Genomic DNA, 26,171 nt, shown 5'->3' on the forward strand with positions numbered 1-26,171 from the left:
AGACGGGCACCCCTCTCCTCCGGAGCCGCCGAACCACGATGACCCGCGTCCTCGTCAACATGCCGAGCCAGCACGGCGGCCGCCCGTCCGGCGTGGCGCTGGTCGCCTTCCGGGTGATCGCGGGGCTGCTCGACCGGGGCAACGTTTCGGTCGTCCTGCGCTCACCCTGGACGCGCGCGCAACTGCCCGAGACGATTCGCGACCGCGTCGGGGTCGTCACCGTGCCGCGCCCGCGCCTGATGGTCCTCGACGTCCTGCGCCAGGCATTCACCGTCCCGGCCCTGTGCCGGGCGCAAGCGATCGACGTGGTGTTGAACGCCGATCCCTACGGCGCGGCCTTCGGCGGCCGCGCCCGGGTCAGCGTCGTGCACGACCTCTACTTTCGCACGATCCCTGAAAGCACGGGACGGCGCGAAGCCGTGACGACCGACCTGATCTTCCGGCTGGTTCTCGGCAACAGCGCCCGGGTGATCGCGGTCTCGGACACCACCCGTGGGTGCCTCGAGCGGTTCTACCCGTCCCTGCGCGGCCGGGTCAGGACCGTCCCTTCGGCGGCGATGCTCGACGCGTCGGCGGCGGGCGCCGCGCCGGAGACCGCCCTCGGCGCCTACGTCCTGGCGGTGGGCAACGCCACCCACAACAAGAACTTCGTCACCCTGGCGCAGGCCGTCGCGGCGCTTGCCCCGACCCATCCCGACCTCGCCATCGTGCATGTCGGCGATGACGAACGGGAGACCATCGCGGCCGCCCTGGCCGGAACACCGGTGCGGCTGACACGGCTCACGCGCATCGGCGACGACCGCCTCGCCGCCCTCTACCGCGGCGCCCTGTGCCTGTGCGTGCCGTCCTACGCCGAGGGCTTCTGCCTGCCGGTGCTGGAGGCGCAGGCGCTGGGCTGCCCGGTGCTGTGCTCGGACCGCTCGGCGACGCCCGAGATCGCGGGTGCCGGGGCGCTCACCTTCGACCCCGCCGACGCCGATGCCCTCGCGGCGGCCCTGCGCCGCCTCCTCCACGAGCCCGGCCTGCGCGCCGAGCTGATCGCCCGCGGTCACGCCAATGTGCGCCGCTACGACTGGGCCGAGACGGCGCGGCGCTACGAGGGCGTGCTCCTCGACGCCGTGCGGGACGCCACCCGTCCGATCTCCGCCGGGGAGGCCGCCGATGCGCATCCTGCACCTTAGCTCCCTCTACGCGCCCGAGCAGGTCGGCGGCGCCGAACTGATGGTGGAGACGCTCGCCCGGACCCAGGTCGGCCTCGGCCACGCCGTGGCGGTGGCCTGCACCTCGCGCCGTGTGGAAGCGCCGGCCCTCCAGGACGGGGTCACCGTCTACCGGACCGGATACGGCACACCCTTCCACCGCCTCGACTGGCCGCAGCACGGGCGCCTCGACCGCCTCCGCTACAAGCTCGCGACCCAGTGGAACCGGCACACCCTCGCCGGTCTGCAGGCGGCGGTCCGCGACTTCGCCCCCGACGTGGTGAACACCCATTCGATCTCGGAGATCCCCCCCGCGATCTGGCCGATGCTCCGGCGGCTCGGACTTCCGGTGGTCCACACGCTCCACGATTTCACCAGCCTGTGCACCAACGGCGCGATGTCCCGGCACGGACGCGCCTGCGCCGGCCAGCACCTGAAGTGCCGCCTCTACGCGGCGCCCCATCGCCACTGCCAGCACGCGGTTGCGGCCGTCGCGGCGGTCGGCACCGACATCCTGGACCGACACCTGGCGGCCGGCTTCTTCGCGGACGTTCCCACGCGGCTCCGCCGGGTGATCTGGAACCCGATCGCCCCCGGCGGCCCCTCCGCCCGGCAGCCGCGCCGGCCGGGTGCCCCGGTGGTGTTCGGCTGCCTCGGACGCATCGAGCCCTCCAAGGGCACCGACATCCTGCTGGAGGCCTGCCGCCGTCTGCCGCCGGAGGGCTGGCGCCTCGTCGTCGCCGGTCAGGCTGCGGACGGGCTCGACCGCTACCGCGCCCTGGCGGAGGGGTTGCCGGTAACGTTCGTCGGGTATGCCGACAAGGATGCCTTCCTGGATGCCATCGACTGCCTCGTCGTCCCGCCGGTCTGGCCGGAGGCGTTCGGCCGGACGGTGGCCGAAGCCTATGGCCGGGCCGTGCCGGTGATCGGCACGGCGGTGGGCGGAATCGGCGAGCAGGTCGGCCCTGGCCCCTGGCTCGTGCCCCCCGGCGACGCGCCGGCCCTCGCCTCCGCGATGGCACGGCTCGTCGACGCGCCGGGGCGCCTTTCCGAGGGCCTGGCCCGCGCCGGTGCCGTCCGGGACGGAACCGATCCCGCTGCCGTCGCCGCCGCCTATCTCGACCTCTACGCCGCCGTTCGCGCCCGCGGCGCGGCGCGTCCCGATCCTCTCCCGCCGGCGGCCATCCCCGAGCCCCCGCGTCTCGACGAGTGCCGTCCATGACCGCTTCCACCATGACCCCCTCGACGATGGCGACTCCGGGCTTCGCCCGCGCTCCGCTGGAGCCCTCTTCCGCGCCCACCCCCGAACTGTGCGGCGCGGGAAGCGCCGCCCGGATCGCCGCGACCGGCCCCCTGCGCATCCTGCATCTCAGCGCGCTCTACCCGCCCTACATCGTCGGTGGCGCGGAACGCTCGGTGGAGCATCTCGCCGAGGAACTGGTCGCGGCCGGCCACACGGTGGCGGCGGCCTGCATCGCCCGGGAGCCCGAGCCCAAGACCGTGCGCAACGGCGTCACCGTCTACCGCATGGCCCACAACAACGACTTCTGGCTGGAGGACTGGCCCAAGGCCACGCGGGTCGGCCGCACCTGGGCGAAGCTGAAGCAGCAGTGGAACTTCGCCATCGCCGCCGAGTTCGGCCGTGTCCTCGACGATTTCCGGCCCGACATCGTCAACACGCACTCGCTCCTCGACGTCTCGACCCTGGTCTGGCGCGAGGCGGCCAAGCGCGGCATCCCGATCGTCCACACGGTCTGCGAATACGACCTGATCTGCGGCAACGCCGCGATGTTCCGGCACGGCAAGCCCTGCACGCACTGGCATCTCGGCTGCAAGGTGGTGAACGCCACCAAGCAGATCACCAACCGGGCGGTGGGTGCCGTGGTCAGCGTCGGAACCGAGATCCTGAAGACCCACGTGAACCACGGCCTGTTCCGGCACCTCGCGCCGGAGCGCCGGCGGGTGATCTACTATTCCTGCACGGTTCCGGACGGCGACCCCGAGGCGCGGCGGCGGATCGACCGCACCGGCCGGCCGATGACCTTCGGCTATCTCGGCCGCATCAACGTCGAGAAGGGCGTCGGCACCCTGGTCGACGCGTTCCGCGCGGTCGGACCCGGCGACTGGCGCTGCCTCGTGGCCGGCCAGGCGATGGACGACTCGATCGACCGGTTCAAGGCGCGGGCCGAGGGCCTGCCCATCGAGTTCGTGGGCTGGGCCAAGCCCGCCGACTTCCTCAGCGAGATCGACGTGCTCATCGTGCCCTCGTTCTGGGCCGAGCCCTCGCCGCGGACGATCTACGAGGCCTACGTCATGGGCGTGCCGGTGATCGGTGCGGCCTCGGGCGGCATCCCCGAGCTGATCGGCGAGGACAACGCCGAGTGGCTCTTCACGCCCGGCAACGAGGCCGAACTCGCCGACCGCCTCCGGGCCGTGATCGCCCGCGGCCGCGTCGGCCTGCCGGACGAACGCAGCTTCCAGCACGTCATTCGCGAATCGACCTCGGAGCGCGTCGCCGAGAAGTACCTGGACCTCTACGCCGAGCTCGTGGACGAGCGCCGGGCCGACCGCGCGTGAGCGCCACCGCAGTGCTTCCGGGGCAGGCCGCGACCGCACCGGCCTCCCTCGGCGTCACCGACGAGCCGGACGTCTCGGGCCGCTCCTTCGCGGCGGCCCGCTGGGTGGCGCTGGCCTCCGTGGGCAACGTCATCCTCAGCTTCGGGGTGTTCCTGGTCCTGGCCCGGCTGATCGAGCCCGCCGAGTTCGGTCTCGTCGCCGTCGCGGCGGTCTTCATCGACATCCTGCAGATCGTCGCCCGCGGCGGCCTGCCCGACGCGGTGGTCCAGCGGGCGGACCTCGACGAGGATTTCGCCGCCACGGCCTTCTGGGTCACGCTGGGCTCCAGCGTCGTCTACGCGGCGGCCCTCGTCGGGCTGTCCTGGCCCATCGCCTGGCTGCTGGACCTGCCCGAGTTGCGCCCGGCCCTCTGCGCCCTCTCCGCCTGCTTCGTGATCTCGGCCTTCGGCGCGATCCACGAGGCGCGCCTCCAGCGCAGCTTCGGCTTCCGCAAGCTCGCCCTCCGGGCGCTCGGCGCCAACCTCCTCGGGGGCGCCGCCGCCCTGGCGCTCGCACTCGCGGATTACGGAGTCTGGAGCCTCGTGGTCCAGCGCCTCGTCGCCACCGGCGCGACCACGCTCCTGACCTGGGCGGCGATGCCCTGGGTCCCGGCCCGGCGCCTGGACATCCCGGCGGCCCGCCGCCAGATCGCCTTCGGCTCCCGGGTCTTCTCCACGAACCTGCTGCTGGTCTTCTCGATTCGCAGCCAGGAGGTGATTGCCGCCTACTTTCTGTCGACCGCCGATGTCGGGCATCTGCGTCTCGCCTGGCGCTGCATCGACCTCGTGAGCCAGGTCGCGGTCATCCCGTTCTCGGCCGTGGGGCTCACCACCTATGCCCGCCTGCAGGACCGCCCGGCCGACCTCGCCGCCGCCTTCCACGACTTCACCCGAACTTCCGCCTTCCTGGCGCTGCCGGCCTTCTTCGGCATGGCCGCGTTGGCCCCGACCCTGATCCCGTTCCTGTTCGGCGATCAGTGGCACGACGCGGCGCCGGTGCTGCGCATCCTGTCCCTGCTGGCGCCGGAATTCGTCGTCACCTCCATGCTGTGGATGATCTTCACGGCAGTGGGGCGCAGCGGCACGGCCCTGAAGCTCGCCGGGGCCCAGTTCGGCCTCGGCGCCGTGGCGGCGATCCTCACCGGACCCTTCGGGCTCCCGGCCCTCGTGATCGGCCACGTGATCCGCGCCTACCTGTTCTCGCCCCTGATCGTCCTGCGGGCCGGGCGCTTCGTGCCGGTGAGCAACGGGCGCCTCGTCGGGGTGCTGATGCCAGCCACCGCCTGCGCCGGCGCCATGGCGGCCCTGGTGCTGTGGGTGCAGGCGCCGATCCACGACGCCCTGGGCGACCGCCTCGGTCTCTTCGCCTGCGTGACCCTCGGCATGCTCGCCTACGGCGCCCTCGCCCTGGTCTTCCTGCGTCCGACCGTCCGTTCGGCCCTCGGGTTCTTCGTCCGCCGAGGCGGCTGAGCCCCCCCCGTGTCCGGGCGCCTGCACGCTTCGCAAACCTTTGCGCGCGAGACTGCGCGCGCGGGAGCCCAGGCGCCCGGCCGGATGGCGGCCAGTCGAGAGGGTCCGGGACGATGACGGGATCTGCGGGGCCGGCGACGGCGGGCAGGGCGGGAGCGCGGGCCGTACCGGTCGCGGCCGACCGCGCGGCCGTGTTCCTGTTCGGCGTCGCTCTGCAGCTCAACGTGCTGACCTCGAGCTTCGGGCTGCCGTTCCAGCGCCTGTCCGACCTCCTGCCCTTCCTTCTCATCCCCTGGTTCGGCCTGCGCCGCGCGGTGATCGACGAGGGCCTGCGCCAGGCCGTCCCGATGGGCGCCGTCGGCATCCTGATCGCGCTCTCGCTGGTGCTGAAGGCCGAGATCCAGGCGGGCGACGTCTACCTGACCCTCGTCCTGCTGCTCTACCTCGTCCTGGCGATGATTCTGCTCGTGATGTTCCGCGACCGGCGTCTGGAGAACGCCTTCTGCTGGGGACTTCTCGCGGGCCTCGGCGGCTCTCTGGTGGTCCTGCTGCTCTCGTCCTCCGGACTGCCGCTGGACCGCTTCGGCCTCGGCGTCCCGACCGATGGCCTGGACGAGGAACTCAAGCTCTTCGTCGAGGACAAGCAGGGCGGCCTCTGGGCCTCCGGCAACGAGACCGGCCACGTCTTCGCCCTCGGGGGAGTCGCGGCCCTCCTGCTCAGCCTGCGCTATCGCCTGAACCTGATCTACCTCGCCTATTTCGTGGCCCTGCTCGCGAGTTTCCCCCTGACCAACAATCGTTCCGGCCTGTTCATGCCGGTGCTGATCCTGCTCGTGCTGATGCGCCGCAACGTCCGCCTGCAGGTGGTGCTGCCCGTGCTCGGCGTGGTCGGCATCCTACTGATCGCCTTCTCGATGACGGGCGAAATTCCCCTGCCGCAGAAGCTGGCGCAGTCGATCGAGGCGCGCTTTGCCGGCGATGGGAACGTCTCGGGCAATGCCGACGAGCGCTTCATCTCCGGCTTCACGGCCCTGCAGCTCGTGGCCGAGTATCCGTTCGGCGTCGGGGAGACGACCCGGCGCGAAGAACTCCGCGCCCTCACCGGTCTGGTGACGCCGCATAACGGCTTCATCTCCCTGGCGCTCCAGAGCGGTGTCGCGGCCGCCCTGCTCCTGCTCGCCGCCCTGGTGCGCATCGCCCGCGCTCCCGCCGCCGTCGGCCCCCTTGTCGCCTACAGCGCCCTGTTCCTGGTGCCCTCGATGATGTTCGAGGAACTCTCGGTCAACCAGTACTTCCTCTTCTTCACGGCGATGGTGCTGGCCTCGCTGGTGGTCCGGCCGCCTCCCGCAGGAGCCGCCGGGCAGCCGTAGGAACGCGGGCCGCGCGACGGCGCAGCGGACAGAAGCGCTCCGACGCATCCCTTGCCTGCTTGCCAGATCCTTGCCCGCGCGTCCGTCCCTTGCCCGCGTGCCCGTCCGCACGCACGGCGTCCGATGGCCCTTGACCCCTGCCGGCGATCAAATAGATTACGATCGTAATTTTAATACGGCGGCGGTTCGGCTGCGGAGAATGCGTCATGCAGAAGTGGTTCGCGCCCGGGTTCGCCGCGCTCGCCCTGGCGGCCTGCTCGCCGGCGGAGACGGCGGTGACGCCGCAGGCGCCCCTGGTCCAGGTCGCCGAGGTCGTGGCGGGGCCCGGCGCGGTGTCGCGCTACACCGGCGTGATCCGAGCCCGGACCGAGAGCAATCTCGGCTTCCGTGTCGGCGGCAAGATCTTCGAGCGCCTCGTCGATCCGGGCGACCGCGTGCGACTCGGCCAGCCCCTGATGCGCCTCGACCGCACCGACTTCTCCCTCGCCCTCAACGCCGCCCGCGCCTCGGTCGAGGCGGCCCGCGCCCAGATGATCAAGGCCAAGGCCGACGAGGAGCGCAGCCGCAAGCTCGTGGCCGACGGCTGGACCTCCCGGCAGACCTACGACCAGAACAAGAGCGCGGCCGATGCCGCGATCGCCCAGTTCGCCAATGCCGAGGCCCAGGCCAGCCAGATCCGGAATCAGGCGGGCTATGCCGAACTCCAGGCCGATGCCGACGGCGTCGTCATGGAGGTGCCCTCCGAGCCCGGCCAAGTGGTCGCGGCCGGCCAGACCGTCGTCAAGCTCGCTCGGGACGGCGCGCGCGAGGCGGAGGTGTTCCTGCCCGAGGGCAGTCGCCGCGCCGCCGAGGGCGAGGCGTCGGCGACCCTCTACGCCGAGGGGGCGTCGACCTATCCGGCGCGCCTGCGCGAATTGTCCGCCACCGCCGATCCGGCCACGCGCACCTACCGCGCGCGCTACATCCTCTCGGGCGGCGGCGAGGCCGCGCCGCTCGGCGCCACCGTCACCCTCCAGCTCAAGGAGCGCGCGGCGACCCGCACCGTCAGCGTGGAGGTCCCCCTCGGCGCCCTCTTCGACCAGGGGCGCGGCACCACCGTCTGGCGCTACGACGCCGCCAGCGAGACCGTGCGCCCGCAGGCCGTGCAGGTCGCCCGCATGGGCGAGGAGCGCGCCGAGATCGTCGCCGGACTGAGCCCGGGCGACCGGATCGTGGCGCTCGGCGCCCATCTCCTCAAGGCCGATCAGAAGGTGCGCCAGGCGCCCGCCAGCATGACGGGGGTGGTGCGATGAGCGGCTTCAACCTCTCGGCGCTCGCCGTCCGCGAGCGGGCGGTCACGCTGTTCCTCCTGATCGCCCTGACGGGCGCGGGTTTCTTCGCCTTCGAGAAGCTCGGGCGGGCCGAGGATCCGGCCTTCACCGTCAAGGTCATGACGGTCTCGGCCGCCTGGCCCGGCGCCACCGCCGAGGAGATGCAGCGACAGGTCGCCGATCCCCTGGAGAAGCGCCTTCAGGAACTCGTCTACTACGACCGCGCCGAGACGACGGTGCGCCCCGGCCTGATGGTGACCAAGGTCATCTTCAAGGATTCGATGCCCCCGGCCAAGCTCCAGTCGGAGTTCTACCAGACCCGCAAGAAGCTCTCCGACCAGGCCTCCAGCCTGCCGCGCGGAGTGCTGGGGCCGCTCTTCAACGACGAATTCTCGGACATCTACTTCGCCCTCTACGCCGTACAGGCCAAGGATTTGCCGCATCGCCAGCTGGTGCTGCGCGCCGAGGACCTGCGCCAGCGCCTGCTGCGGGTGCCGGGTGTCGAGAAGATCAACATCCTCGGCGAGCAGGCCCAGAAGATCTTCGTCGAGATCTCCTACCAGCGCCTCGCCACCCTCGGCATCACCGGCCAGCAGCTCCTCGCCGCCTTGGCCAACCAGAACGACGTGACCCCGGCCGGCTTCGTCGAGGCCGCGGGTCCGCGCGTGTACCTGCGCCTCGACGGGGCCATCGACGGGCTCGACGCCATCCGCGACCTGCCCGTGGCCGCCGGCGACCGCAGCCTCAAGCTCGGCGACATCGCCGAGGTCAAGCGCGGCTACGAGGACCCGAAGGTCTTCGAGATCCGCAACGACGGCGAGCCGGCTCTGATGCTCGGCCTGGTGATGAAGCCCGGTTTCAACGGCCTCAAGCTCGGCGAGGCGCTGAACGCCGAGGAGGTGGCGATCCACCACGAGACGCCGGTGGGCATCTCGTTCACCAAGATCACCGACCAGGCCAAGGTCATCGACGACGCCATCCACGAGTTCATGGTCAAGTTCTTCACCGCCCTCGGCGTGGTGATCTTCGTGTCCCTCGTGGCGCTCGGATTCCGGGTCGGCATCGTGGTGGCGCTGGCCGTGCCGCTCACCCTCTCGGCGGTGTTCGTGGTGATGATGGTCACGGGTCGCGACTTCGACCGCATCACGCTCGGCGCCCTGATCATCTCGCTCGGCCTCCTCGTCGACGACGCCATCATCGCCATCGAGATGATGGTGGTGCGCATGGAGGAAGGCGCCGACCGCATCGAGGCGGCGACCTATGCCTGGAGCGCCACCGCCGCGCCGATGCTCACCGGCACCCTGGTGACCATCGCGGGCTTCCTGCCGGTGGGTTTCGCCGCCTCCACGGCGGGCGAGTACGCCGGCAACATCTTCTGGGTGGTGGCCTTCTCGCTGATCATCTCCTGGATCGTCGCGGTGACCTTCACGCCCTATCTCGGCGTCAAGCTCCTGCCGAACATCAGACGCGTCGAGGGCGGGCACGAGGCGATCTACGCCACGAAGACCTACGAGCGCCTGCGCCGCGTCGTGCGGATGTCCGTCGACCACAAGTGGCTGGCCGCCGGCATCACCGTGGGGCTGTTCGCGCTGGCCGTGGTGGCGATGGGGCGTGTCGAGCAGCAGTTCTTCCCCAATTCCGAGCGCCCGGAGCTCATCGTCGAGGTGACCCTTCCGGCGGGCTCGGCCTTCGCCACGACGGAGGCCAGCGTCAAGCGGATCGAGGCGGCCGTCCGCGATCTGCCCGAGGCGCAAGAGATCACGAGCTACATCGGCCAGGGCATGCCCCGCTTCGTGCTCTCCTTCGACCCGGAATTGCCCGATCCGGCCTTCGCGCAGATCGTGGTGCAAACCGCCGATGCCCCGGCCCGCGACGCCTTACGGGGCAAGGTGCGCAAGCTCGTCGAGGACGGCCGCTTCCCGGAAGCCCGCGTGCGCGTGCTCCAGATCGTGTTCGGCCCGCCGATCCGTTTCCCGGTCGCCTTCCGGGTGGTGGGGCCCGATCTCGACGTCATCCGCGGCATCGCCGCCGAAGTCCGGGAGGTCATGGCGGCCAATCCCAACATGCGCCTCGTCCACCTCGATTGGGGCGACAAGACCCCGAGCCTGCACCTCGCCTTCGACCAGGAGCGCCTGCGCCTGATCGGCCTGACCCCGAAGGAGGCCGGCCAGCAGCTACAGGCCTACCTCAACGGCACGCCCGCCACCCAGGTGCGCGAGAACCTGCGCCCGGTCGACGTCGTCCTGCGCAGCCCCGGCCCCGAGCGGCGCTCGCTCGGCGAGATCGGCGACCTGACGCTGACGACGAAGGACGGGCGCCAGGTGCCGGTGTCGCAGGTGGCGCGCCTGGAGAGCCGCGCCGAGGACGCGGTGCTCAAGCGCTACAACCGCGAGACCTACATCCGCGTCCAGGGCGACGTGCTCGACGGTCGCCAGCCGCCGGACATCCACGCCCAGGTCTTCCCCCTGCTGGCGCCGATCAAGGCCAAGCTCCCGCCGGGCTACCGCATCGACACGGCGGGCGCCGTGGAGGAGAGCGAAAAGGCGATGATGTCCCTGGTGGCGGTGTTCCCGATCATGCTGATCGTGACGCTGACGGTGATCATGATCCAGGTGCGCTCGTTCGCCACCATGTTCATGGTCTTCGCCACCGCGCCGCTGGGCCTCGTGGGTGCGGCACCGACCCTGCTGCTCTTCCACCAGCCCTTCGGCTTCAACGCGATCCTCGGTCTGATCGCCCTGTCGGGCATCCTGATGCGCAACACCCTGATCCTGGTGGACCAGATCCACCACGACCAGGCGGCGGGCCTCGGGGATTACGACGCCATCGTGGAATCCACCGTGCGTCGGGCGCGCCCCGTGATCCTGACCGCGGCCGCCGCCATGCTGGCCTTCATCCCGCTGACCCACTCGGTGTTCTGGGGGGCCCTGGCCTACGTGCTGATCGGCGGCGTCGGCGTCGGCACGCTTTTGACCCTGCTGTTCCTGCCCGCCCTCTACGCCCTCTGGTTCCGCGTCGGGCGCGCCTCCCGAGACCCGGAGGGCGCGGGCGCGGCGACGCCGCACGCGACCGCAACCTGACGGCGCTGCCGGTGCGGATCTGTTTTGATGACGGTCCGCATCTATATGAGAGTGCCGAGGCGGCAGGAGGGCCACGATGCCGAGAGTTTCGCAGGAGCAGGCCCGGCTCAACCGCCAGCGGGTCGTCGAGGTCGCCGCAGCCCTGTTCCGGGAGCGCGGCCTGAACGGGGTCGGCGTGGCTGACATCATGGCCTCGGCCGGGCTGACCCATGGCGGATTCTACGGTCAGTTCGCCAGCAAGGATGCCCTCGCGATCGAGGCGTTCGACGCCGCCCTCGGCGAGGAGCGGCGCGGAACGGTGGACGCTCTGATCGGCAACTACCTGTCCGTCGGACACGTCCAGGCGCCCAGCATGGGCTGTCCCCTCGCCGCACTGGCGAACGACGTCGCGCGCGAGCCGGCGGGCAGCCTCCTGCGCGGGCGCTTCACCCAGGGTGTCCGCAACCTTCTGACCATCCTGACCGAACTCTCCCCCCAGGGCGCGAAGGAGCGCCGCCGGCAGCGGGCCCTGGCCAAGCTCTCGACGCTCGTCGGCGCCGTCGTCCTGGCGCGGGCGGTGGACGACGCGCGGCTTGCCGAGGACCTCCTCCAGGCCGCGCGGGCCGGCACCGCCGAGCGTGGCGATGGGGCCGCCCCGACGCCGTCGAACCACGCGCCCTAACGCCTTCGGGGGGGCTTCCGGATCTCGGAACGCGCTCGCAGCCCCTCGAGGTCGACCTCGCTCCAGGGGGAACCGGGCTTCCGCTCGTGTGCGATCGAGCGAAGCGATCGGATGCCAGGACATGCGGATCGATGTCCCCGCGAGACCGCCGATCGCCGACGTGCGTTGCAACGGTCAAGATCATCCACTTATTCTTGCATCCTTCAGAAATAAGTAAGCAAAGACCAAGAGAGATTCATATTCTCTTGCCAAGCAGAATCTGTTCGCTCGTCTATGAGAGCACAAAAGCTCGGCAGGATTATGGAATATTAGTAACAATAGTCATAATCATTTGATATAAACACTTATTAGTGATCGGGTAGAAATATCCAATGTGATTGACGTGACGTCTGGTGACTCCGGAAAAGGAGTGATCGGTATTATTGGCTCAGGGCGATGGACCTTTGATCGATAAGCAGGCGTTTGATGGTAGTCACACAGTCACCTCTGGCATGAAAGCAGCCAGCTTTCGTAAAGACATCAACTTTATCCGCGCGATTGCCGTCGTTGCTGTCGTATTATTTCATTATAAAATCTTCGGATTCGCGGGGGGGTATGTCGGCGTCGACATGTTCTTCGTCATTTCCGGGTTTCTGATGACGCGGATCATCGCCGGACGCCTGCAGGATCATCGGTTCAGCTTCCTGCAATTTTACGCCGCCCGCTTCGATCGTATCGTGCCGGCCCTGTTCGGGCTGTGCCTGGCCTTGCTGCTTTTCGGGATCGTCCTCCTCGATCCGCTCGCGCTCAAGCAACTGTGCCGACATATCATTAGCTCGCTCGGCTTCTACTCCAACATTCAATATTACCAGGAAGCCGGGTACTTCGATCGGCAGAGCGATCTGAAATGGTTGCTGCACACGTGGTCGCTTTCGGTCGAGTGGCAGTTCTACATCCTCTACCCGGTGGTTCTCGCGGCCGCATGGAAAATCGCGCCGAGCCTGCGCCTGTTGCGCCTGCTGATCTGGCTCGGCTGCGGAGTGTCGCTGGCCCTGTGCATCGTGACGCCCTTGGCCTACCAATCGGCGGCGTTCTACCTCTTGCCGACCCGTGCCTGGGAAATGCTCGCCGGCGGCCTCGTCGCGCTGCACCCGGTGGTCTGGTCGCGCGCGCGGGTATCGCAGGCGCTCCAAGTCGCGAGCCTCGCCGTCCTGCTCTTCTGCATCGTCGGCTTCGATGCCTTCATGCCGTGGCCCTCCTATCGGGCCACGCTGCCCGTGGCGGCGACCTGCCTGTTCCTGCTGGCGAACCGGTCATCGTCGCGGCTGGTCGCGTTTCCGGCCGCCCAGCTCCTCGGAGACTGGTCCTACGCGATCTACCTGTGGCACTGGCCCATCGCGGTCGCGATCCATTACTTCTCGCTGCCGGTCCCACCCGTCGCCGGAATCGGTCTCCTCGCCCTCATGGTCCTGATGGGCCGGTTCGTGCAAACGACGCGTTTCGCCGACATGTCCTGGCAGAGCGCCGGACGCCTCGGTCTGATCGTGATGATCGGGGCGGTTGCCGGTTTGTCCGGATACGCCGTGCGCCACGAGGGTCTCCAGGAGCGTCGGCCGGACCGCGTCGCAGCCTTCGCGGACCTCGCCGCGGCCAGCTCGGACTGGGCATTCCCCGCACATTGCGAGCGGCTGGAGCAGGATCGGGTGCTACGGGGTTGCCAGCAGCCGGGAGGGACGCGGGGCGACATCCTCTTCCTCGGGGACTCGATCGCCGAAGCGATCTATGGCCGATGGGCCAGGCGCGCGGGGTTCGCCCGCCCGAACCTGACCTTCGTGACGCACGGCGGCTGTCCGATCATGCCCGGCGTCAAGCGCCGCGGGCCGGGGGATGTGTGCGCGACCTTCCTCGATCATGCCCTGACGCTGGCGGAGACGGGGACATATCGGCGCGTCGTCGTCACCTCCCTGTGGTCGGGCTATTTCCGCCCGGGAGAGACCGTGTGCTTCTTCGATGGCGACCGCTGCGCGGATTGGACGGCGGAGACCCTGCCCGCCCAGCTCGATGCGTCGATGCAACGCCTGAAGGAGCGGCTGGAGCGGGTGCGGCGAACCGGGGCGGAGATCGTCATCCTCCTGACCTATCCGTTCAACAACGTCGACGTTCCCCTGGAACTGGCCAAGCGCCTGTACCTGGGCCAGGACACGACGGACGTGCAATCCATCGATCTGGAACGCTTCCGGCGGCTTAGCCAGCCGATCCACGACCGGCTCAGGGCCGTGGCGCGGGAGATCGGCGCGGAGGTTCTCGATCCGGCCCCGGAGATGTGTGAGGGGGACGTCTGCCCGGCGGCGACCGCCGCGTTGCGACCGCTCTATCGCGATCAGGTCCACCTTCGCTGGAGCGTCATCCAGGGCCGACAATTCGACTTCCTGGATCGCCTCGTGCGCCCCTTCCCGCAGGAGGTGGCCCGTCCGCGCGGCGAGTGACCGATGCCAGCCGGAGCCGTGCGGAGCACAGGGTGACCGGTCGCACGCGGTCAGGATGCCTTGGCGAGGCCCGCGCTGATGTACTTGTACATCGCGCCCGTCTGATCCGCGAAGTACCGCGTCGCCGCCACGATCGCCAGGAAGATCATGGCCATGATCAGGCCGTACTCGATCACGGTCGAGCCGGACGTGTCGTTCAGGAAGCGCCGGGTCAGGTCCTGGAGACCATATCGCGTCGCCGAGGTCCGCCGACGCCTGGAATGTTCGATGTCCAGTTCGGTCATGGCCCCGTGACGTCTTTCGCCGAATGCGCTTCGGAGTGAGGATACGAGACCTTCGTTGCGGAGGACTTAAGCAGATCGTCGAAGGTTCGGCGCGTCCCGATCAAACGCTTCGGGCCGCCGGACGGTGCCGGCGGCCCGAGCGATCCGGTCAGGCCTTGCCGGATTCCTTGCGGAGGGCGTCGATGCGCTGGGAGGCTTCGGCCTTGTCGAGATCGGGGTCGAAGGCCTCCGGGTCCTTGGCCTCCTCGGACAGGGTCTTCAGGTAGGAAGCCTGCGCGCCGGTCATCGGCTCACCGCCGGTGGTCCACTGGCTCGGATCCTTGATCTGGTTCGATACGTCCTTCGGATCGGTCTTCGGGTTCTCGTCCGCCTTCGCCTCGGAAGCCTTCGCCTCGGAGGCCTTTGACTTAGAAGCCTCGGACTTGGAAGCCTGGGTGCTGGCCATGGTGGGTATCTCCAGTTCACGAAATGTTCTGGTGAACGCGGGGGCCACGGCCCGGTTCCTGCCCCAGGTCCGCGGCGAGCGGCTTGTCCCGTGGTCAGTTGTCTCACGGAGCCGGCGGCGACCGCCCGGCCGCGAGACTTGACGGGTCGCGACGGGGCTGGGACATGTCAACAACGCTGACGTAAATCGAGGTCGCCCCGGACGTGACTGCCCACGCGATGCGCGATGCCGAGGCCGATGCGCCGCCTTCCTCCGGCTCCGGCGACGACCTCATCGAACTGCTGTTCTTCGCCTACCGGGATTTCGTCGGCGACCCCGACCGCATCCTGGCCCAGTACGGCTTCGGCCGGGCGCATCACCGGGTGCTGCACTTCGTCGACCGCTATCCGGGTCTTACGATCGCCGAACTCCTGGATATCCTGCGCATCACCAAGCAGAGCCTCAACCGGGTGCTGAAGGATTTGATCGAGCAGGGCTACATCGCGCAGAAGACCGGCACCAGCGACCGGCGCCAGCGGCTGCTCTTCTGCACCGCCTCCGGAGCGGATCTGGCCGGCGACCTCATGCGGGTCCAGAGCCAGCGGGTGGCGCGCGCCCTCGCGGCGTCCGAGCGCGGCGGCGAGACTTCCCTCTCCGCCGAGAGTTTCCTGTTCGGCATGATCGAGCCGGATGCCCGCGCGGCCGTGCAGCGCCTGATGTCCCGGCGCGCCCGGAGTGCCGCCTGATGGCCATGGTCGGAACGCGCGCGAAGATCGATCTGCCCGACCACGCGCCGCACATCCTCGTGGTCGACGACGACCGCCGGGTGCGGGAGCTCCTGTCGCGCTTCCTCTTCGAGCAGGGGTTTCGCGTGACCGCCGCCGGCAATGTGCCGGAGGCCCGCACCAAGGCGCAGTGCTTCGTCTTCGACGCCCTGGTGCTCGACGTGATGATGCCGGGCGAAAGCGGGTTCGACTACGCCCGGGAGGTGCGGCAGACCTCGCGCGTTCCGATCCTGATGCTGACCGCGCGCTCGAATCCCAACGACCGGGTGATGGGCCTGGAGATCGGCGCCGACGATTACCTGCCCAAGCCCTTCGAGCCGCGGGAGCTGATCCTGCGCCTGTCGAACATCATCAAGCGCCGCAGCGAGGCGGGCAGCGGGCGCGCCCTCACCCACGACACGGTGACTTTCGGACCCTTCGCCTACCGCATCGACCGCGGCGAGCTGCGCCGCGAGGACGAGGTCATCCGAATCACTGAGCGCGAGCGCGAGATCCTCACCATCCTGGCCCAGGCCGGCGGCGCCAACGTCGAGCGCGAGGCCCTTGCGGGAAGCGGCGGCCTCGCGGCCGAGCGCAGCATCGACGTGCAGATCAACCGCCTGCGCCGCAAGACCGAGGTCGATCCGGCCAATCCCCTGTTCCTGCAGACGGTGCGGGGCGTCGGTTACCGCCTCGCGGTCGACTGACCCCATGGCCGCCACCGGCCTTCTTCAGCGCACGGCGGCCCGCCTCGCCGCCCTGCCCCGGCCCGGACGGATGTGGCGCCTGGTCAGCCGCGCCATCGGCGACGTCCTGCCCAAGGGGCTCTATGCGCGCTCGCTGATCATCATCATCGCGCCGGTGGTGCTGCTCCAGTCGGTGATCGCCTACACCTTCATGGAGCGCCACTGGCAGCTCGTGACGCGCCGGCTCTCCTCGGCCGTCACCGCCGACGTCGCCGCCCTGATCGACATCTACGAGAGCTATCCCCAGGACAAGGATTCCGAGACCCTGACCCGGATCGCCAACGACCGGCTCAACCTCGACGTCGACATCCTGAAGGGGGCCAAGCTGCCGCCGGCGGGACCGCGCCCGTTCTTCTCGATCCTGGACGAGGCGCTCTCCGACGAGATCCGGCGCCAGATCCGCCGGCCCTACTGGATCGACACCGTGGGCCGCTCCAGCCTGATCGAGATCCGGGTCTCGATTCCCGACGGGGTGATGCGCGTCACCGCCCGCCGCAGCATGGCCTACGCCTCGAACTCGCACATCTTCCTGCTCTGGATGAGCGGCTCGTCCCTGGTGCTCCTCGGCGTCGCCATCCTGTTCCTGCGCAACCAGATCAAGCCGATCCTGCGGCTGGCCGCCGTCGCCGAGAGCTTCGGCAAGGGCCGCGAGATCGAGTTCCGGCCGCGCGGCGCCCGCGAGGTCCGGCAGGCCGGCCACGCCTTCATCGAGATGAAGCGGCGCATCGAGCGGGCGATGGAGCAGCGCACGACGATGCTCAACGGGGTCAGCCACGACCTGCGCACCATCATCACGCGCTTCAAGCTCTCGCTCGCGCTGGTCGAGCAGACCCCCGAGGTCGAGGACCTGCAGCGCGACGTCGACGAGATGAGCCGGATGCTGGAGGCCTACCTCGCCTTCGCGCGCGGCGATTCGGGCGAGGTGGCGGTGCCCACCGACATGCGTGCGCTCCTCGAGGATCTGCGCACCGATGTCGAGCGCCTCGGCGCCCACGTGGAGGCCGTGGAGATGGAGGACCACCCGCAGCTGACCCTGCGGCCGGACGCCATGCGGCGCTGCCTCTTCAACCTCGCGGCCAATGCCGCCCGCTACGGTGAGACCGTCGCCATCACCGGCCGGCGCGAGGCCCGTGCCTTCCTGGTCTCCATCGACGACGACGGGCCCGGCATCGCGCCCGAGCAGCGCGAGGAAGTGTTCAAGCCCTTCGTGCGCCTCGACGACGCGCGCCAGGATGCCGGCGGTTCCGGCCTCGGGCTCTCCATCGCCCGCGATATCGCCCGGGCGCATGGCGGCGACGTCAGCCTGCACGACAGCCCGCTCGGGGGCCTGCGCGCCACGGTGCGGATCCCGGCCTGATCCGGGATCATCGACCGCAGGCAAGCGTGGCCGATCCGTCTTGGCGCCGGGCGCGGGGCGATGCTATGAGGAGCGCAGCAAACGCCACAGGGACCGGTGAGCCGGGTCCGACAGAGGTTGAGAGACCCGCCGATGAACAGCCCGCTGACCCCCCTCCTGATCCTGCTGCTCCTGCCGATCACCGCCATCGGCGCCGTGCTCTACACGGATGCGGGCATCGAGCCGGCGCTGTTCTACGCCACCGTGAAGACCTTCGTGGTGCTCTTCATCGTCGCCGGCGGCCTCTGCTTCGCCGCGAGCCGCCTGGCCGCCCGCAGCGAGGGCTGATCGCGCCCTCGAACATCGGGGTGCCGACGAGAAGGNNAGGTCCGGGCCTTCTCGTTTTGCGCGTCTGCCGACGGCCTACTCGGCAGCGATGCGCGGCGGCAGGAGCGGCTTCGGGTCGTTGGCCGTGTGGGTCGGGGTCGGCGGCAACGCGAACGCGCCCTCCGTCGGCTCGTCGACTGCGCCGACGAAGCGGCCGAAGACGCGCACGAACAGGCGCGAGAGGTCGTCGACCAGGATGAAGATCGCCGGCACGAAGACGAGCGACAGGCCGGTGGAGACGATGAGGCCGCCGATCACCGCGATGGCCATGGGGGCCCGGAACTCGCCGCCGATGCCGAGCGCCATGGCCGAGGGCACCATGCCAGCCGCCATGGCGATGGTGGTCATCACGATGGGGCGCGCCCGCTTGCGGCCCGCATCGACGATGGCGGTGACCCGGTCGACGCCGCGGGCCATCTCCTCGACGGCGAAGTCCACCAGCATGATGGCGTTCTTCGTCACCACGCCCATCAGCATCAGGATGCCGATCACCACCGGCATCGAGATGGGCTTGCTGAAGATGAGCAGGCCGAGGATCGCGCCGCCGATGGAGAGCGGCAGCGAGAACAGGATGGTGAGGGGCTGCAGGAAGTTGCCGAACAGCAGCACCAGCACGCCGAAGACCATCATCAGGCCGGCGCCCATGGCGAGGGCGAAGCCCTCGAACACCTCGCCCATCACCTCGGCATCGCCCGTCTGCCGGATGGTGACGCCGGGCGGGAGGTCCTTGGCGGTGGGCAGGGCGAGCACCGCGCTGATAAGTGCGCCGAGCGCGTCCGAGCCCTCCATGTCGGCCTCCAGGGCGACGCGGATGGCGCGGTCGTAGCGGTCGATGGCGGTCGGGCCGCGCCCGAGGCTCAGATCGGCCACGGTGGAGAGCGGCACGGCGGCGCCGCCCTTCACCGGAACCTTGAGGGTCTCGATCTGCGAGAGGTCGCCGCGCAGGCGCTCGGGCAGCTGCACCCGGATCGGCACCTGCCGGTCGATGGTGTTGAACTTGGCCAGATTCGCCCCGATGTCGCCGATCGTGCCGACCCGGACCGTCTCGGCGATGAGGTCGGTGGAGACCCCGAGATCGGCTGCGACCCCGGCCTTCGGCCGGATGCGGATCTCGGTGCGGTCCAGGGGCGCCGTGGAGAGCACGTTGACGAGATGCGGCACCCCCGCCGCCTCGCGCTGGAGCCGGGCCGCCGTCTCGGCCACCACCGCCTTGTCCGGGCCGGAGACGATCAGGGTGACGTCGCGCTGGCCGCCCTCGCGCAGGGCCCAGAATCGGATGTCGGGCACGTCGTGCAGGATCGACCGGATCGCGATGTCGACCTGCTTCTGAGTCCGTTGCCGGGTGTTCTTCGGGGTGAGGTTAATGGTGAAGGTCGCGAGGCGGACCTCCTTCTTGGCGGGCAGCTGGCGGCCGCCATCGACGAACACGCTGCGCACCTCCGGCAGGGCGCGGATGCGCTCCACGAGGCCGTCGGTCACCTGCGTGGTGTCGGCGAGCCGTGCGCCCGGCGGCAGCTCGACCACGAAGATGGTGCGGGCGGCGTCCTCCGCCGGCAGGAAGCCCGCCGGCAGCAGGCCGGTGGACAGGATCGAGCCGGCGAAGCAGGCCAGCCCCAGCACCAGGGTGATGAACTTGTGGCGCACCGACCAGGCGACGACGCGGGTGTAGCCCCGCATCACCGGACCCTCCCGGCTGTGGTCGGGGCCGTGGTCCCGCAGGAAATAGGCGGCCAGCAGCGGCGTGATCAGGCGGGCGACGAGGAGCGACATGAACACCGCCGCCGCGATGGTGAGGCCGAACTGCTTGAAGTACTGGCCCGCGATGCCGCTCATGAAGGAGACGGGAGCGAAGATCGCCATGATCGTCGCCGTGATGGCGATGACGGCGAGCCCGATCTCGTCGGCGGCCTCCAGGGCGGCGCGATAGGGCGACTTGCCCATGCGCATGTGCCGGACGATGTTCTCGATCTCCACGATGGCGTCGTCGACCAGGATGCCCGTCACCAGCGTGATCGCCAGCAGGCTGACGGCGTTCAGAGAAAAGCCGAGGGTGCTCATCACCCAGAAGGTCGGCAGCACCGAGAGCGGCAGGGCGATCGAGGCGATCAGGGTCGCGCGCCAGTCGCGCAGGAACAGGAACACCACGACGACCGCAAGGGCGGCGCCCTCGACGAGGCTCAGCATCGCCGAGTGGTAGTTGCCGACCGTGTTGGTGACCGAGGTGTCGATCAGGTCGAAGCGGACCCCCGGATGGCGGGCGCCGAGTTCCGCGATGCGCTTGGCGACGCCGACGGCGACCTCGGCGTCGCTGGCGCCGGTGGAGCGCGAGATCGCGAAGGCGACGACGGGCTCGCCGTTGAAGCGGGCGAAGGTGCGCGGCTCCTCCGAGCCGTCGACCAGGGTGGCGAGTTCGTCGAGCCGGACCTTGCGGCCACCCGGCACGACGATCGAGGTCTCGGCCAGGGTGTCGAGGCTGGCCGCCCCCGCCAGGGTCCGGATGGACTGCTCCTGGCCGCCGAGCTCGCCGCGCCCGCCGGCCATGTCGGCTGCGGTCAGGCGCAGCTGCCGGTTGACGTCGGCGGCCGTGATCCCGAGCGCCAGCAGCCGGTCGGGCTTCAGGGTCACGCGGACCTCGCGGGCGACGCCGCCGAGGCGCTCGACCCCGCCGACGCCCTTCACGCTCTGCACCTGCCGGGCGATGACGTCGTCGATGAGCCAGGACAGGTCCTCCGGCGTCATCGCGGGTGCCGAGGCGCCATAGATCATGATCGGCAGGCCCGCGATCTCGACGCGGTTGATGATCGGCTCCTCGATGGTGCGGGGCAGGTTCACCCGCACCTTCGAGATGGCGTCCTTGACGTCGTTGACCGCCCGGTCGCTGTTCACCTCCAGGCGAAACTCGATGGTGGTGCTGGAGACGCCCTCCGAGATCGTCGAGATGACGTGCTTGACGCCCTTCACCCCCGCCACCGCATCCTCGACCACCTTGGTCACCTGGGTCTGCAGTTCGGAGGGCGCGGCGCCCGATTGCAGCACCTGGACGGAGACGATGGGGATGTCGATGTTCGGAAAGCGCGTGATCGGCAGCGCGCGGAAGCTGACGAGGCCGAGGACCACCAGCACCAGGAAGAGGACGAGGGACGGGATGGGCTTGCGGATCGCCCAGGCCGAGATGTTCAGGCGCATGGGATCATCCGATCAGCGGGGAGCGGCATCGGCCGCCTTCACGGGCGGGATGACGGGTCGGACGCGGTCGCCGTCCCGCAGGAAGCTGCTGGCCCGGGCCACCACCACCTCGTCCGCTGTCACGCCGGAGCGGATCTCCAGAACGCCGTCGGCGGCGAGGCCGGGGACGATCCGGCGGGCTTCGACGCGGTCCCCGGCGACGATGAAGACGCTGGCGCCGCCATCGGCCCCGTAGAGCACGGCCGAGAGCGGCACCGCGACGCCCGTGCGGCGCGCGACTTCGACCTTGCCGCGGGCGAAGGCGCCGATGCGCAGGCCCGGATCGGGGTCGAGATTGATGCGGATGCGCCCGAGGCGGGTCGTGCGGTCGATCTCGGGATCGATGCGCCGCACCCGCCCCTTCAGGGTCCGTCCTTCGTCCCAGTCGAGGCGGGCCGGGTCACCGACATGAAGTCGCGGCATCCAGACTTCCGGCACCTCTCCCTCGAGCTCGATCTCGCCGCGGGCGATCAGGCGGAACATCGGCTCGCCGGCGGCGGTCGCGGTGGCGCCGACCCGGGCGGTGCGACGGCTGACGATCCCGGCCTCCGGCGCGCGGATCTCGGTGCGGGCGCGCCGCAGGGCGATTTCGGCGCCCTGCGCCCGCGCGGTGGCGAGATCGGCCTCGGCGAGTTGGAGCCCGCCGCGGGTGGCCGCGAGGCGGCCCTCGTTGCCCTGCGCCGCGGAGACGCGCTGCTCCAGGGTGACGGCGGTGGCGTTGCCGGTACGGATGAGGCTGCGCGTCCGCTCGAGGGCGAGGTTGGCCTCGATCTGCGCCGCCTCGGCCTGCACGATCTGGCTGCGCGCCTGGATGATCGCGGCCTGCGCCTTGGCGATGGCGGCGGCGTTGGCGGCCTCCTGGGTCACGATCATCTCCAGGGAGAGCCGCGCCAGGGGCTGGCCGCGGGCGACCTGGGCCCCCTCCTCCACCAGAAGCTCGGTGATCCGGGTTCCCTCGATCTCGGGCGCCACCAGGATCTCGTCGCGGGGCACGAGCGTCCCGGTCACGACCGCGAGCTCCACGACCTCGCGCTGGACCGCCGCGACCACCGTGACCGCCGGTGCCACGGCGGCCGGGTCTGGAACGGCTGCGGGCTCGGTCGCACGGGCGTCCGGGGCTCCCCCGGCCAGCATCGCGAGGGCGAATAGGGGTGCCCCGGCGAACGAGGCGGGCCGGAGGGATCGCAAGAGGGATCGCATGGCGGGGCGCTCGTCGACGTCGGAGATCCGGGGCTTGCGGCGCGAGACCGGCGTTTTCATGGCGCACCTCGTTGGCGGCGTCCGCGACGCGCCCGAAGCGATCCCGTTCGGTGCTGCCGCCCGCAACTTTCGGCGCGTCTTCACGTTAGGGTGAGTATAGACCTTTCGCTTTAGAGGGTTAACGAATCATGAGTATCTTCGAGGTTCGCCAGCAGACAAATGGCGCCGTCCTCTGGACCGGCAGCGCGTGCGACGCGGCATCCGCCCTCGACGCGATGGCCCGAGAGGCCGGCTACATTGATTTCCAGGCGCTCCTGGAGGACATCCGCGCAGCGCACCCCGTGGCCCGTCCGATCCCGTAATACGACCCGGCCATCGAACCTGCCACGCCTTCGCGACCGGTCGGCCCATCGATCTGACGGGCCGCCCGATCATTGTTCGACCGCCGGTTCCGGCGAGAGGTTGCGCGGGTCGAAGCCGCTCAGGCTCATCAGGCGCGCGATGGTCCGGATCGGCAGGATGCGGGCGCGGATCTCGATCAGCTTCATCAGGTCCGGCGGCGGGCAGGTGACATGCGCGGTCGAGCCGGCGAGATCGAGCCGGTCCCGCCGCGGCACCGGCAATCCGAGGAGCAGGTGTGCGATCCGCTCGATTGCCGAGCGGGAGCCGAGATTGGTCAGCCACTCGCGCAGGATCGCGTGGTCGACTGCAGGGGTTCAGCGCACCCGAGGAATCCGGGCACGCTGCGCATCGGGAAAGTCTCGGCCCCTGTTCGGGTGCGCTCACGGGTGCCCGCGGCGGGGCACAGTCCCCGCCATCCGGACCGGTTTCCCATCCTCCGTCACGGCACACTCGATCCTCGATCCGACCGTGCACCGGGACGCGCGACCTCTACGCGGCCACGGCCGGAATCTCGCGCTATCGCTCTGCTCCGATATCCCCTGATCCGCACGCCCGATGAATCATAGATCGAAGGGTCGGGCAGCGCTCCGGGCCTTCCGCGCGGCGCCCGGCATCTGGCGAATGTCGACTACCCGACAGATCCCTGGGTAGGCTTGCCTTTGTCTCGCATCGTACAGATAGTCGACAAATAGCTTGTATATATTCCTGGTTGTGAGTCTGTGGGAGACTATTTGTGCTCTTGCCCCAAGGGAAAGGGCCGTGTCGCTGTTAGAGCAATCTGTCGTTCGCAACCGTTTGCTCAGACGTCTTTCGCCGGGCGATTACAGTTTGCTTCAGCCGCACCTGCGGTCGATGCCGACGGAGTTGCGCCAGGGGCTGATCTATCCGCACCAGCGGATTCAGGACCTTTACTTTCCTGAGGTGGGCTACGCTTCGATCACCACGGCCGGAACGAGCAAGGTCGAGGTCGGCATCATCGGGCCCGAGGGCGTGGTCGGGGTCGCCCCGGTGCTTCTGGGCAGCGATCGCACGCCCTACGACCACTTCGTCCAGAACGCGGGCGAGATGCTGGCGATCGAGGCCGCCGCGTTGCTGGCGGCCACCGAGCGCAGCCCGACCCTGCGCAACCTGCTGCTGCGCTTCGTCCAGACCCTTCTGATCCAGACCGCACAGACGGCCTTCGCCAATGCGAGCTACAACATCGAAGTGCGTCTCGCCCGCTGGCTTCTGATGTGCCACGACCGCGTCATCGGCGACGAACTCACCGTGACCCACGACTTCCTCTCGTACATGCTCGGTGTGCAGCGCACCACCGTGACGCTGGCCCTGCAGATGCTGGAAGGCAATCGCCTGATCAAGGCACGGCGCGGCCGCATCGAGCTTCTCGACCGGGCTGGGCTTCTGTCCGTGGCGGGGGACAGCTACGGCGTGCCCGAGGCCGAGTATCGCCGGCTGATCGAGGCGGCCTGATTCGGTCGGCGTCTTCCACTCCATCGCGCGCGGGCGCGGCGGCCTGATCCGATCGGCCATGCGCCGCCATGGTTTGACCCTGGCAACCGGATCTTCGCGTCCCGCCCACATTGAACACTCTCGGTTCCGGTGGGTTGAAGGAACACGCATCGTGCGCTCATCCCTGGACTCGTCCCGCCCGGCTATGCCCGCGGCGGGTTCTTTGTCATATTTGCTCGTGTATTTCTAAAGAAGAAGCTTTGCAGTGAGGCCACTATGTTCAGGCTTGACCGTACGAAAGCGCGCAAAGATCTCCGAATGTCTTTCCATTAACCTGTGTTGATGCGAGTGTGTTCCTTGTTTTGCACACTCTCTCGGACTGAAGGAGTGGGCCAGTGCCCGCCCCGAAAGGCTGAGAAGACACTGGATGACATCGCACTCAGGATCTGCCGCCCCGACCCAGACCGCGCCCCTGCTGGAGCCGGCGATCCGACGATATCTCGGGAAGCACCTGCGCGATGCCTACGCATCCCTCGATGACGACCAGCCCGACCGGTTCGCCGTCCTGCTGGCCCGGCTCGAAGCGGCGCTCGCGGCCCGGGGCGAGACTCTCACGGCGGAGGTCCGGCAGGGCCTGCAGGACCATGCGGCGGGCCTGCGCAAGTACGCGCTTTCCCTGACCCGCGACGCCGCCCGCGCGGACGACCTCGTCCAGGACACGATGCTGCGGGCCTGGATGTACCGCGAGAGCTTCACTCCCGGGACCAACGTCTGCGGATGGTTGACCATCATCATGCGCAACACGTTCTATTCCGGCCAGCGCAAGCGCGTGCACGAGGTGGAGGACAGCGACGGCAGCTACGCGGCCCAGCTGGTGACCCTGCCGGCACAGGGGGCCGTCGTCGACCTCGAGGACGTCAACGCCGCCATCGGGCGGTTGTCGACCACTCTGCGCCAGGCCCTGACGCTTGTGGCCATCGACAACATGACCTACGACGAGGCGGCCACCGTGATGGGCTGCAAGATCGGCACGGTGAAGAGCCGCGTCTGGCGCGCCCGCGAGAGCCTGGCTGCCCTCGTCGGCTACTCCGCGAACGAGATCGGGCCGGACCGGCTCGCCAACTCGGTGTTGAGCGACATGAGCCTCCGGCCCCGGATCTGAACCCGCCTAGCAGGGTGTTGAAGAAGTCCGTGGCGTGCCAGGGGTTGGCATGATTCACTGCTCCCTGGCAGTAAACGGGGAAGGCAGATGCGGGGCTCGGATCGGCGTTCGGGGGCGTTGTTCTCGTATGTGGACCTGGAAGCTCGGGTCCGGTCCGATCATCCTCTGCGGGCCATCCGGCAACTGACGGACGAGGCGCTGGTGGCCCTGAGCGGGTCGTTCTCGGCACTCTATGCGACTCGGATGGGTCGTCCGTCGATCCCGCCCGAGATGCTGCTGCGGGCTATGCTCCTGCAGGCGTTCTACTCGATCCGCTCGGAGCGGCAGCTGATGGAGCGGCTGGAGTTCGACCTGTTGTTCCGCTGGTTCGTAGGGCTGGGCATCGACGATCAGGCCTGGGATCATTCGAGCTTCACCCGGAACCGGGACCGGCTCCTGGCCGGTGAGATCGCGGCCCAGTTCCTGGCCGCCGTGCTGGCCCGGCCCCGGGTCAGGCGGCTTCTGTCCAGCGACCACTTCAGCGTCGATGGCACGCTGATCGAGGCCTGGGCGTCGATCAAGAGCTTCAAGCCCAAGGATCAGGGCGGCAACGATCAAGGGAAAGATCCGCCGCCGCCGTCCG

22 protein-coding genes are annotated in these 26,171 nt (G+C 69.4%); 17 read left to right on the forward strand and 5 right to left on the reverse strand.

The features are described from left to right. Positions 1 to 38 precede the first annotated feature (38 nt). The 9 genes from ACLBWX_RS17530 to ACLBWX_RS17570 all read left to right on the forward strand — a co-directional run bounded on the left by ACLBWX_RS17530 (position 39) and on the right by ACLBWX_RS17570 (position 14,170). Positions 39 to 1,181 carry a glycosyltransferase family 4 protein gene (locus ACLBWX_RS17530; RefSeq protein ID WP_447678282.1) on the forward strand — a complete coding sequence of 381 codons (1,143 nt, stop codon included), beginning with the start codon at positions 39 to 41 and terminating at the stop codon, positions 1,179 to 1,181. After that, complete coding sequence (locus tag ACLBWX_RS17535) at positions 1,162 to 2,421, forward strand: glycosyltransferase family 4 protein (RefSeq protein ID WP_447678283.1); 1,260 nt, start codon at positions 1,162 to 1,164, stop codon at positions 2,419 to 2,421. Before ACLBWX_RS17530 ends, ACLBWX_RS17535 begins: the two co-directional genes overlap by 20 nt. After that, complete coding sequence (locus tag ACLBWX_RS17540) at positions 2,418 to 3,776, forward strand: glycosyltransferase family 4 protein (protein WP_447678284.1); 1,359 nt, start codon at positions 2,418 to 2,420, stop codon at positions 3,774 to 3,776. Before ACLBWX_RS17535 ends, ACLBWX_RS17540 begins: the two co-directional genes overlap by 4 nt. Then, positions 3,773 to 5,284 carry a lipopolysaccharide biosynthesis protein gene (locus ACLBWX_RS17545; protein ID WP_447678285.1) on the forward strand — a complete coding sequence of 504 codons (1,512 nt, stop codon included), beginning with the start codon at positions 3,773 to 3,775 and terminating at the stop codon, positions 5,282 to 5,284. The genes ACLBWX_RS17540 and ACLBWX_RS17545 overlap by 4 nt, the downstream gene beginning before the upstream one ends. Positions 5,285 to 5,397: 113 nt before the next feature. Beyond that, positions 5,398 to 6,654, forward strand: a complete 1,257-nt coding sequence (locus ACLBWX_RS17550; RefSeq protein WP_447678286.1) for an O-antigen ligase family protein — start codon at positions 5,398 to 5,400, stop codon at positions 6,652 to 6,654. Positions 6,655 to 6,860: 206 nt separating this feature from the next. Further along, positions 6,861 to 7,946, forward strand: a complete 1,086-nt coding sequence (locus ACLBWX_RS17555) for an efflux RND transporter periplasmic adaptor subunit (RefSeq protein WP_447678287.1) — start codon at positions 6,861 to 6,863, stop codon at positions 7,944 to 7,946. Beyond that, the gene (locus ACLBWX_RS17560; RefSeq protein ID WP_447678288.1) at positions 7,943 to 11,044 is read left to right on the forward strand and encodes an efflux RND transporter permease subunit; all 3,102 of its coding nucleotides are present in this window, start codon (positions 7,943 to 7,945) and stop codon (positions 11,042 to 11,044) included. The genes ACLBWX_RS17555 and ACLBWX_RS17560 overlap by 4 nt, the downstream gene beginning before the upstream one ends. A gap of 76 nt (positions 11,045 to 11,120) precedes the next feature. Next, positions 11,121 to 11,705: a TetR family transcriptional regulator gene (locus ACLBWX_RS17565; RefSeq protein WP_447678289.1), complete on the forward strand. Its 585-nt coding sequence runs from the start codon at positions 11,121 to 11,123 to the stop codon at positions 11,703 to 11,705. Positions 11,706 to 12,148: 443 nt separating this feature from the next. Beyond that, positions 12,149 to 14,170 (forward strand): acyltransferase family protein, encoded by a 2,022-nt coding sequence (locus ACLBWX_RS17570; RefSeq protein WP_447678290.1) that lies wholly within the window; start codon positions 12,149 to 12,151, stop codon positions 14,168 to 14,170. A 50-nt stretch (positions 14,171 to 14,220) separates the two neighbouring features. Here ACLBWX_RS17570 and ACLBWX_RS17575 read toward each other — a convergent pair whose 3' ends face one another. Continuing rightward, the gene (locus ACLBWX_RS17575; RefSeq protein WP_447678291.1) at positions 14,221 to 14,454 is read right to left on the reverse strand and encodes a Flp family type IVb pilin; all 234 of its coding nucleotides are present in this window, start codon (positions 14,452 to 14,454) and stop codon (positions 14,221 to 14,223) included. 148 nt (positions 14,455 to 14,602) lie between these two features. Beyond that, a complete protein-coding gene (locus ACLBWX_RS17580; RefSeq protein WP_447678292.1) occupies positions 14,603 to 14,899 on the reverse strand; it encodes a DUF3072 domain-containing protein in 297 nt (98 codons plus the stop codon). Between the two features lie 218 nt (positions 14,900 to 15,117). Here ACLBWX_RS17580 and ACLBWX_RS17585 point away from each other — a divergent pair, with 218 nt between their 5' ends. The 4 genes from ACLBWX_RS17585 to ACLBWX_RS17600 all read left to right on the forward strand — a co-directional run bounded on the left by ACLBWX_RS17585 (position 15,118) and on the right by ACLBWX_RS17600 (position 18,072). Beyond that, positions 15,118 to 15,624, forward strand: coding sequence for a MarR family winged helix-turn-helix transcriptional regulator (locus tag ACLBWX_RS17585; RefSeq protein WP_447678302.1), 507 nt, complete (start codon positions 15,118 to 15,120; stop codon positions 15,622 to 15,624). A gap of 5 nt (positions 15,625 to 15,629) precedes the next feature. Further along, a complete protein-coding gene (locus ACLBWX_RS17590; protein WP_447678303.1) occupies positions 15,630 to 16,349 on the forward strand; it encodes a response regulator in 720 nt (239 codons plus the stop codon). A gap of 70 nt (positions 16,350 to 16,419) precedes the next feature. Further along, positions 16,420 to 17,745 carry an ATP-binding protein gene (locus ACLBWX_RS17595; protein WP_243214642.1) on the forward strand — a complete coding sequence of 442 codons (1,326 nt, stop codon included), beginning with the start codon at positions 16,420 to 16,422 and terminating at the stop codon, positions 17,743 to 17,745. A gap of 132 nt (positions 17,746 to 17,877) precedes the next feature. Then, complete coding sequence (locus ACLBWX_RS17600; RefSeq protein WP_056469866.1) at positions 17,878 to 18,072, forward strand: hypothetical protein; 195 nt, start codon at positions 17,878 to 17,880, stop codon at positions 18,070 to 18,072. A gap of 75 nt (positions 18,073 to 18,147) precedes the next feature. On the opposite strand, the gene ACLBWX_RS17605 is transcribed toward ACLBWX_RS17600, so the two are convergent. Continuing rightward, entirely contained in the window at positions 18,148 to 21,297 is a 3,150-nt protein-coding gene (locus tag ACLBWX_RS17605; RefSeq protein WP_447678293.1) for an efflux RND transporter permease subunit, read from the reverse strand. 12 nt (positions 21,298 to 21,309) lie between these two features. Then, a complete protein-coding gene (locus ACLBWX_RS17610; RefSeq protein WP_447678304.1) occupies positions 21,310 to 22,536 on the reverse strand; it encodes an efflux RND transporter periplasmic adaptor subunit in 1,227 nt (408 codons plus the stop codon). Between the two features lie 188 nt (positions 22,537 to 22,724). Here ACLBWX_RS17610 and ACLBWX_RS17615 point away from each other — a divergent pair, with 188 nt between their 5' ends. Continuing rightward, positions 22,725 to 22,898 carry a hypothetical protein gene (locus tag ACLBWX_RS17615; protein ID WP_447678294.1) on the forward strand — a complete coding sequence of 58 codons (174 nt, stop codon included), beginning with the start codon at positions 22,725 to 22,727 and terminating at the stop codon, positions 22,896 to 22,898. A gap of 69 nt (positions 22,899 to 22,967) precedes the next feature. Here the strand turns inward: ACLBWX_RS17615 and ACLBWX_RS17620 are convergent, their stop codons facing one another. Further along, entirely contained in the window at positions 22,968 to 23,153 is a 186-nt protein-coding gene (locus ACLBWX_RS17620) for a hypothetical protein (protein WP_447678295.1), read from the reverse strand. 544 nt (positions 23,154 to 23,697) lie between these two features. Between ACLBWX_RS17620 and ACLBWX_RS17625 the strand changes: the two genes are divergently transcribed. The 3 genes from ACLBWX_RS17625 to ACLBWX_RS17635 all read left to right on the forward strand — a co-directional run. Next, positions 23,698 to 24,408: a Crp/Fnr family transcriptional regulator gene (locus ACLBWX_RS17625; RefSeq protein ID WP_447678296.1), complete on the forward strand. Its 711-nt coding sequence runs from the start codon at positions 23,698 to 23,700 to the stop codon at positions 24,406 to 24,408. A gap of 406 nt (positions 24,409 to 24,814) precedes the next feature. After that, positions 24,815 to 25,549, forward strand: a complete 735-nt coding sequence (locus ACLBWX_RS17630) for a sigma-70 family RNA polymerase sigma factor (protein ID WP_447678297.1) — start codon at positions 24,815 to 24,817, stop codon at positions 25,547 to 25,549. An 87-nt stretch (positions 25,550 to 25,636) separates the two neighbouring features. Further along, positions 25,637 to 26,171 (forward strand): transposase (locus ACLBWX_RS17635; protein WP_447678298.1); only part of this gene is annotated, 535 nt, incomplete at its 3' end.

It is taken from the genome of Methylobacterium sp. M6A4_1b (assembly GCF_053345175.1).

Excerpts from the sequence above, each read along its gene's own strand:
- ACLBWX_RS17530 (WP_447678282.1), top strand. The coding sequence starts at position 39 with ATGACCCGCGTCCTCGTCAACATGCCGAGCCAGCACGGCGGCCGCCCG.
- ACLBWX_RS17535 (WP_447678283.1), top strand. The coding sequence starts at position 1,162 with ATGCGCATCCTGCACCTTAGCTCCCTCTACGCGCCCGAGCAGGTCGGC.
- ACLBWX_RS17540 (WP_447678284.1), top strand. The coding sequence starts at position 2,418 with ATGACCGCTTCCACCATGACCCCCTCGACGATGGCGACTCCGGGCTTC.
- ACLBWX_RS17550 (WP_447678286.1), top strand. The coding sequence starts at position 5,398 with ATGACGGGATCTGCGGGGCCGGCGACGGCGGGCAGGGCGGGAGCGCGG.
- ACLBWX_RS17555 (WP_447678287.1), top strand. The coding sequence starts at position 6,861 with ATGCAGAAGTGGTTCGCGCCCGGGTTCGCCGCGCTCGCCCTGGCGGCC.
- ACLBWX_RS17560 (WP_447678288.1), top strand. The coding sequence starts at position 7,943 with ATGAGCGGCTTCAACCTCTCGGCGCTCGCCGTCCGCGAGCGGGCGGTC.
- ACLBWX_RS17565 (WP_447678289.1), top strand. The coding sequence starts at position 11,121 with ATGCCGAGAGTTTCGCAGGAGCAGGCCCGGCTCAACCGCCAGCGGGTC.
- ACLBWX_RS17575 (WP_447678291.1), bottom strand. The coding sequence starts at position 14,454 with ATGACCGAACTGGACATCGAACATTCCAGGCGTCGGCGGACCTCGGCG.
- ACLBWX_RS17580 (WP_447678292.1), bottom strand. The coding sequence starts at position 14,899 with ATGGCCAGCACCCAGGCTTCCAAGTCCGAGGCTTCTAAGTCAAAGGCC.
- ACLBWX_RS17585 (WP_447678302.1), top strand. The coding sequence starts at position 15,118 with ATGCGCGATGCCGAGGCCGATGCGCCGCCTTCCTCCGGCTCCGGCGAC.
- ACLBWX_RS17590 (WP_447678303.1), top strand. The coding sequence starts at position 15,630 with ATGGTCGGAACGCGCGCGAAGATCGATCTGCCCGACCACGCGCCGCAC.
- ACLBWX_RS17595 (WP_243214642.1), top strand. The coding sequence starts at position 16,420 with ATGTGGCGCCTGGTCAGCCGCGCCATCGGCGACGTCCTGCCCAAGGGG.
- ACLBWX_RS17600 (WP_056469866.1), top strand. The coding sequence starts at position 17,878 with ATGAACAGCCCGCTGACCCCCCTCCTGATCCTGCTGCTCCTGCCGATC.
- ACLBWX_RS17605 (WP_447678293.1), bottom strand. The coding sequence starts at position 21,297 with ATGCGCCTGAACATCTCGGCCTGGGCGATCCGCAAGCCCATCCCGTCC.
- ACLBWX_RS17610 (WP_447678304.1), bottom strand. The coding sequence starts at position 22,536 with ATGCGATCCCTCTTGCGATCCCTCCGGCCCGCCTCGTTCGCCGGGGCA.
- ACLBWX_RS17615 (WP_447678294.1), top strand. The coding sequence starts at position 22,725 with ATGAGTATCTTCGAGGTTCGCCAGCAGACAAATGGCGCCGTCCTCTGG.
- ACLBWX_RS17630 (WP_447678297.1), top strand. The coding sequence starts at position 24,815 with ATGACATCGCACTCAGGATCTGCCGCCCCGACCCAGACCGCGCCCCTG.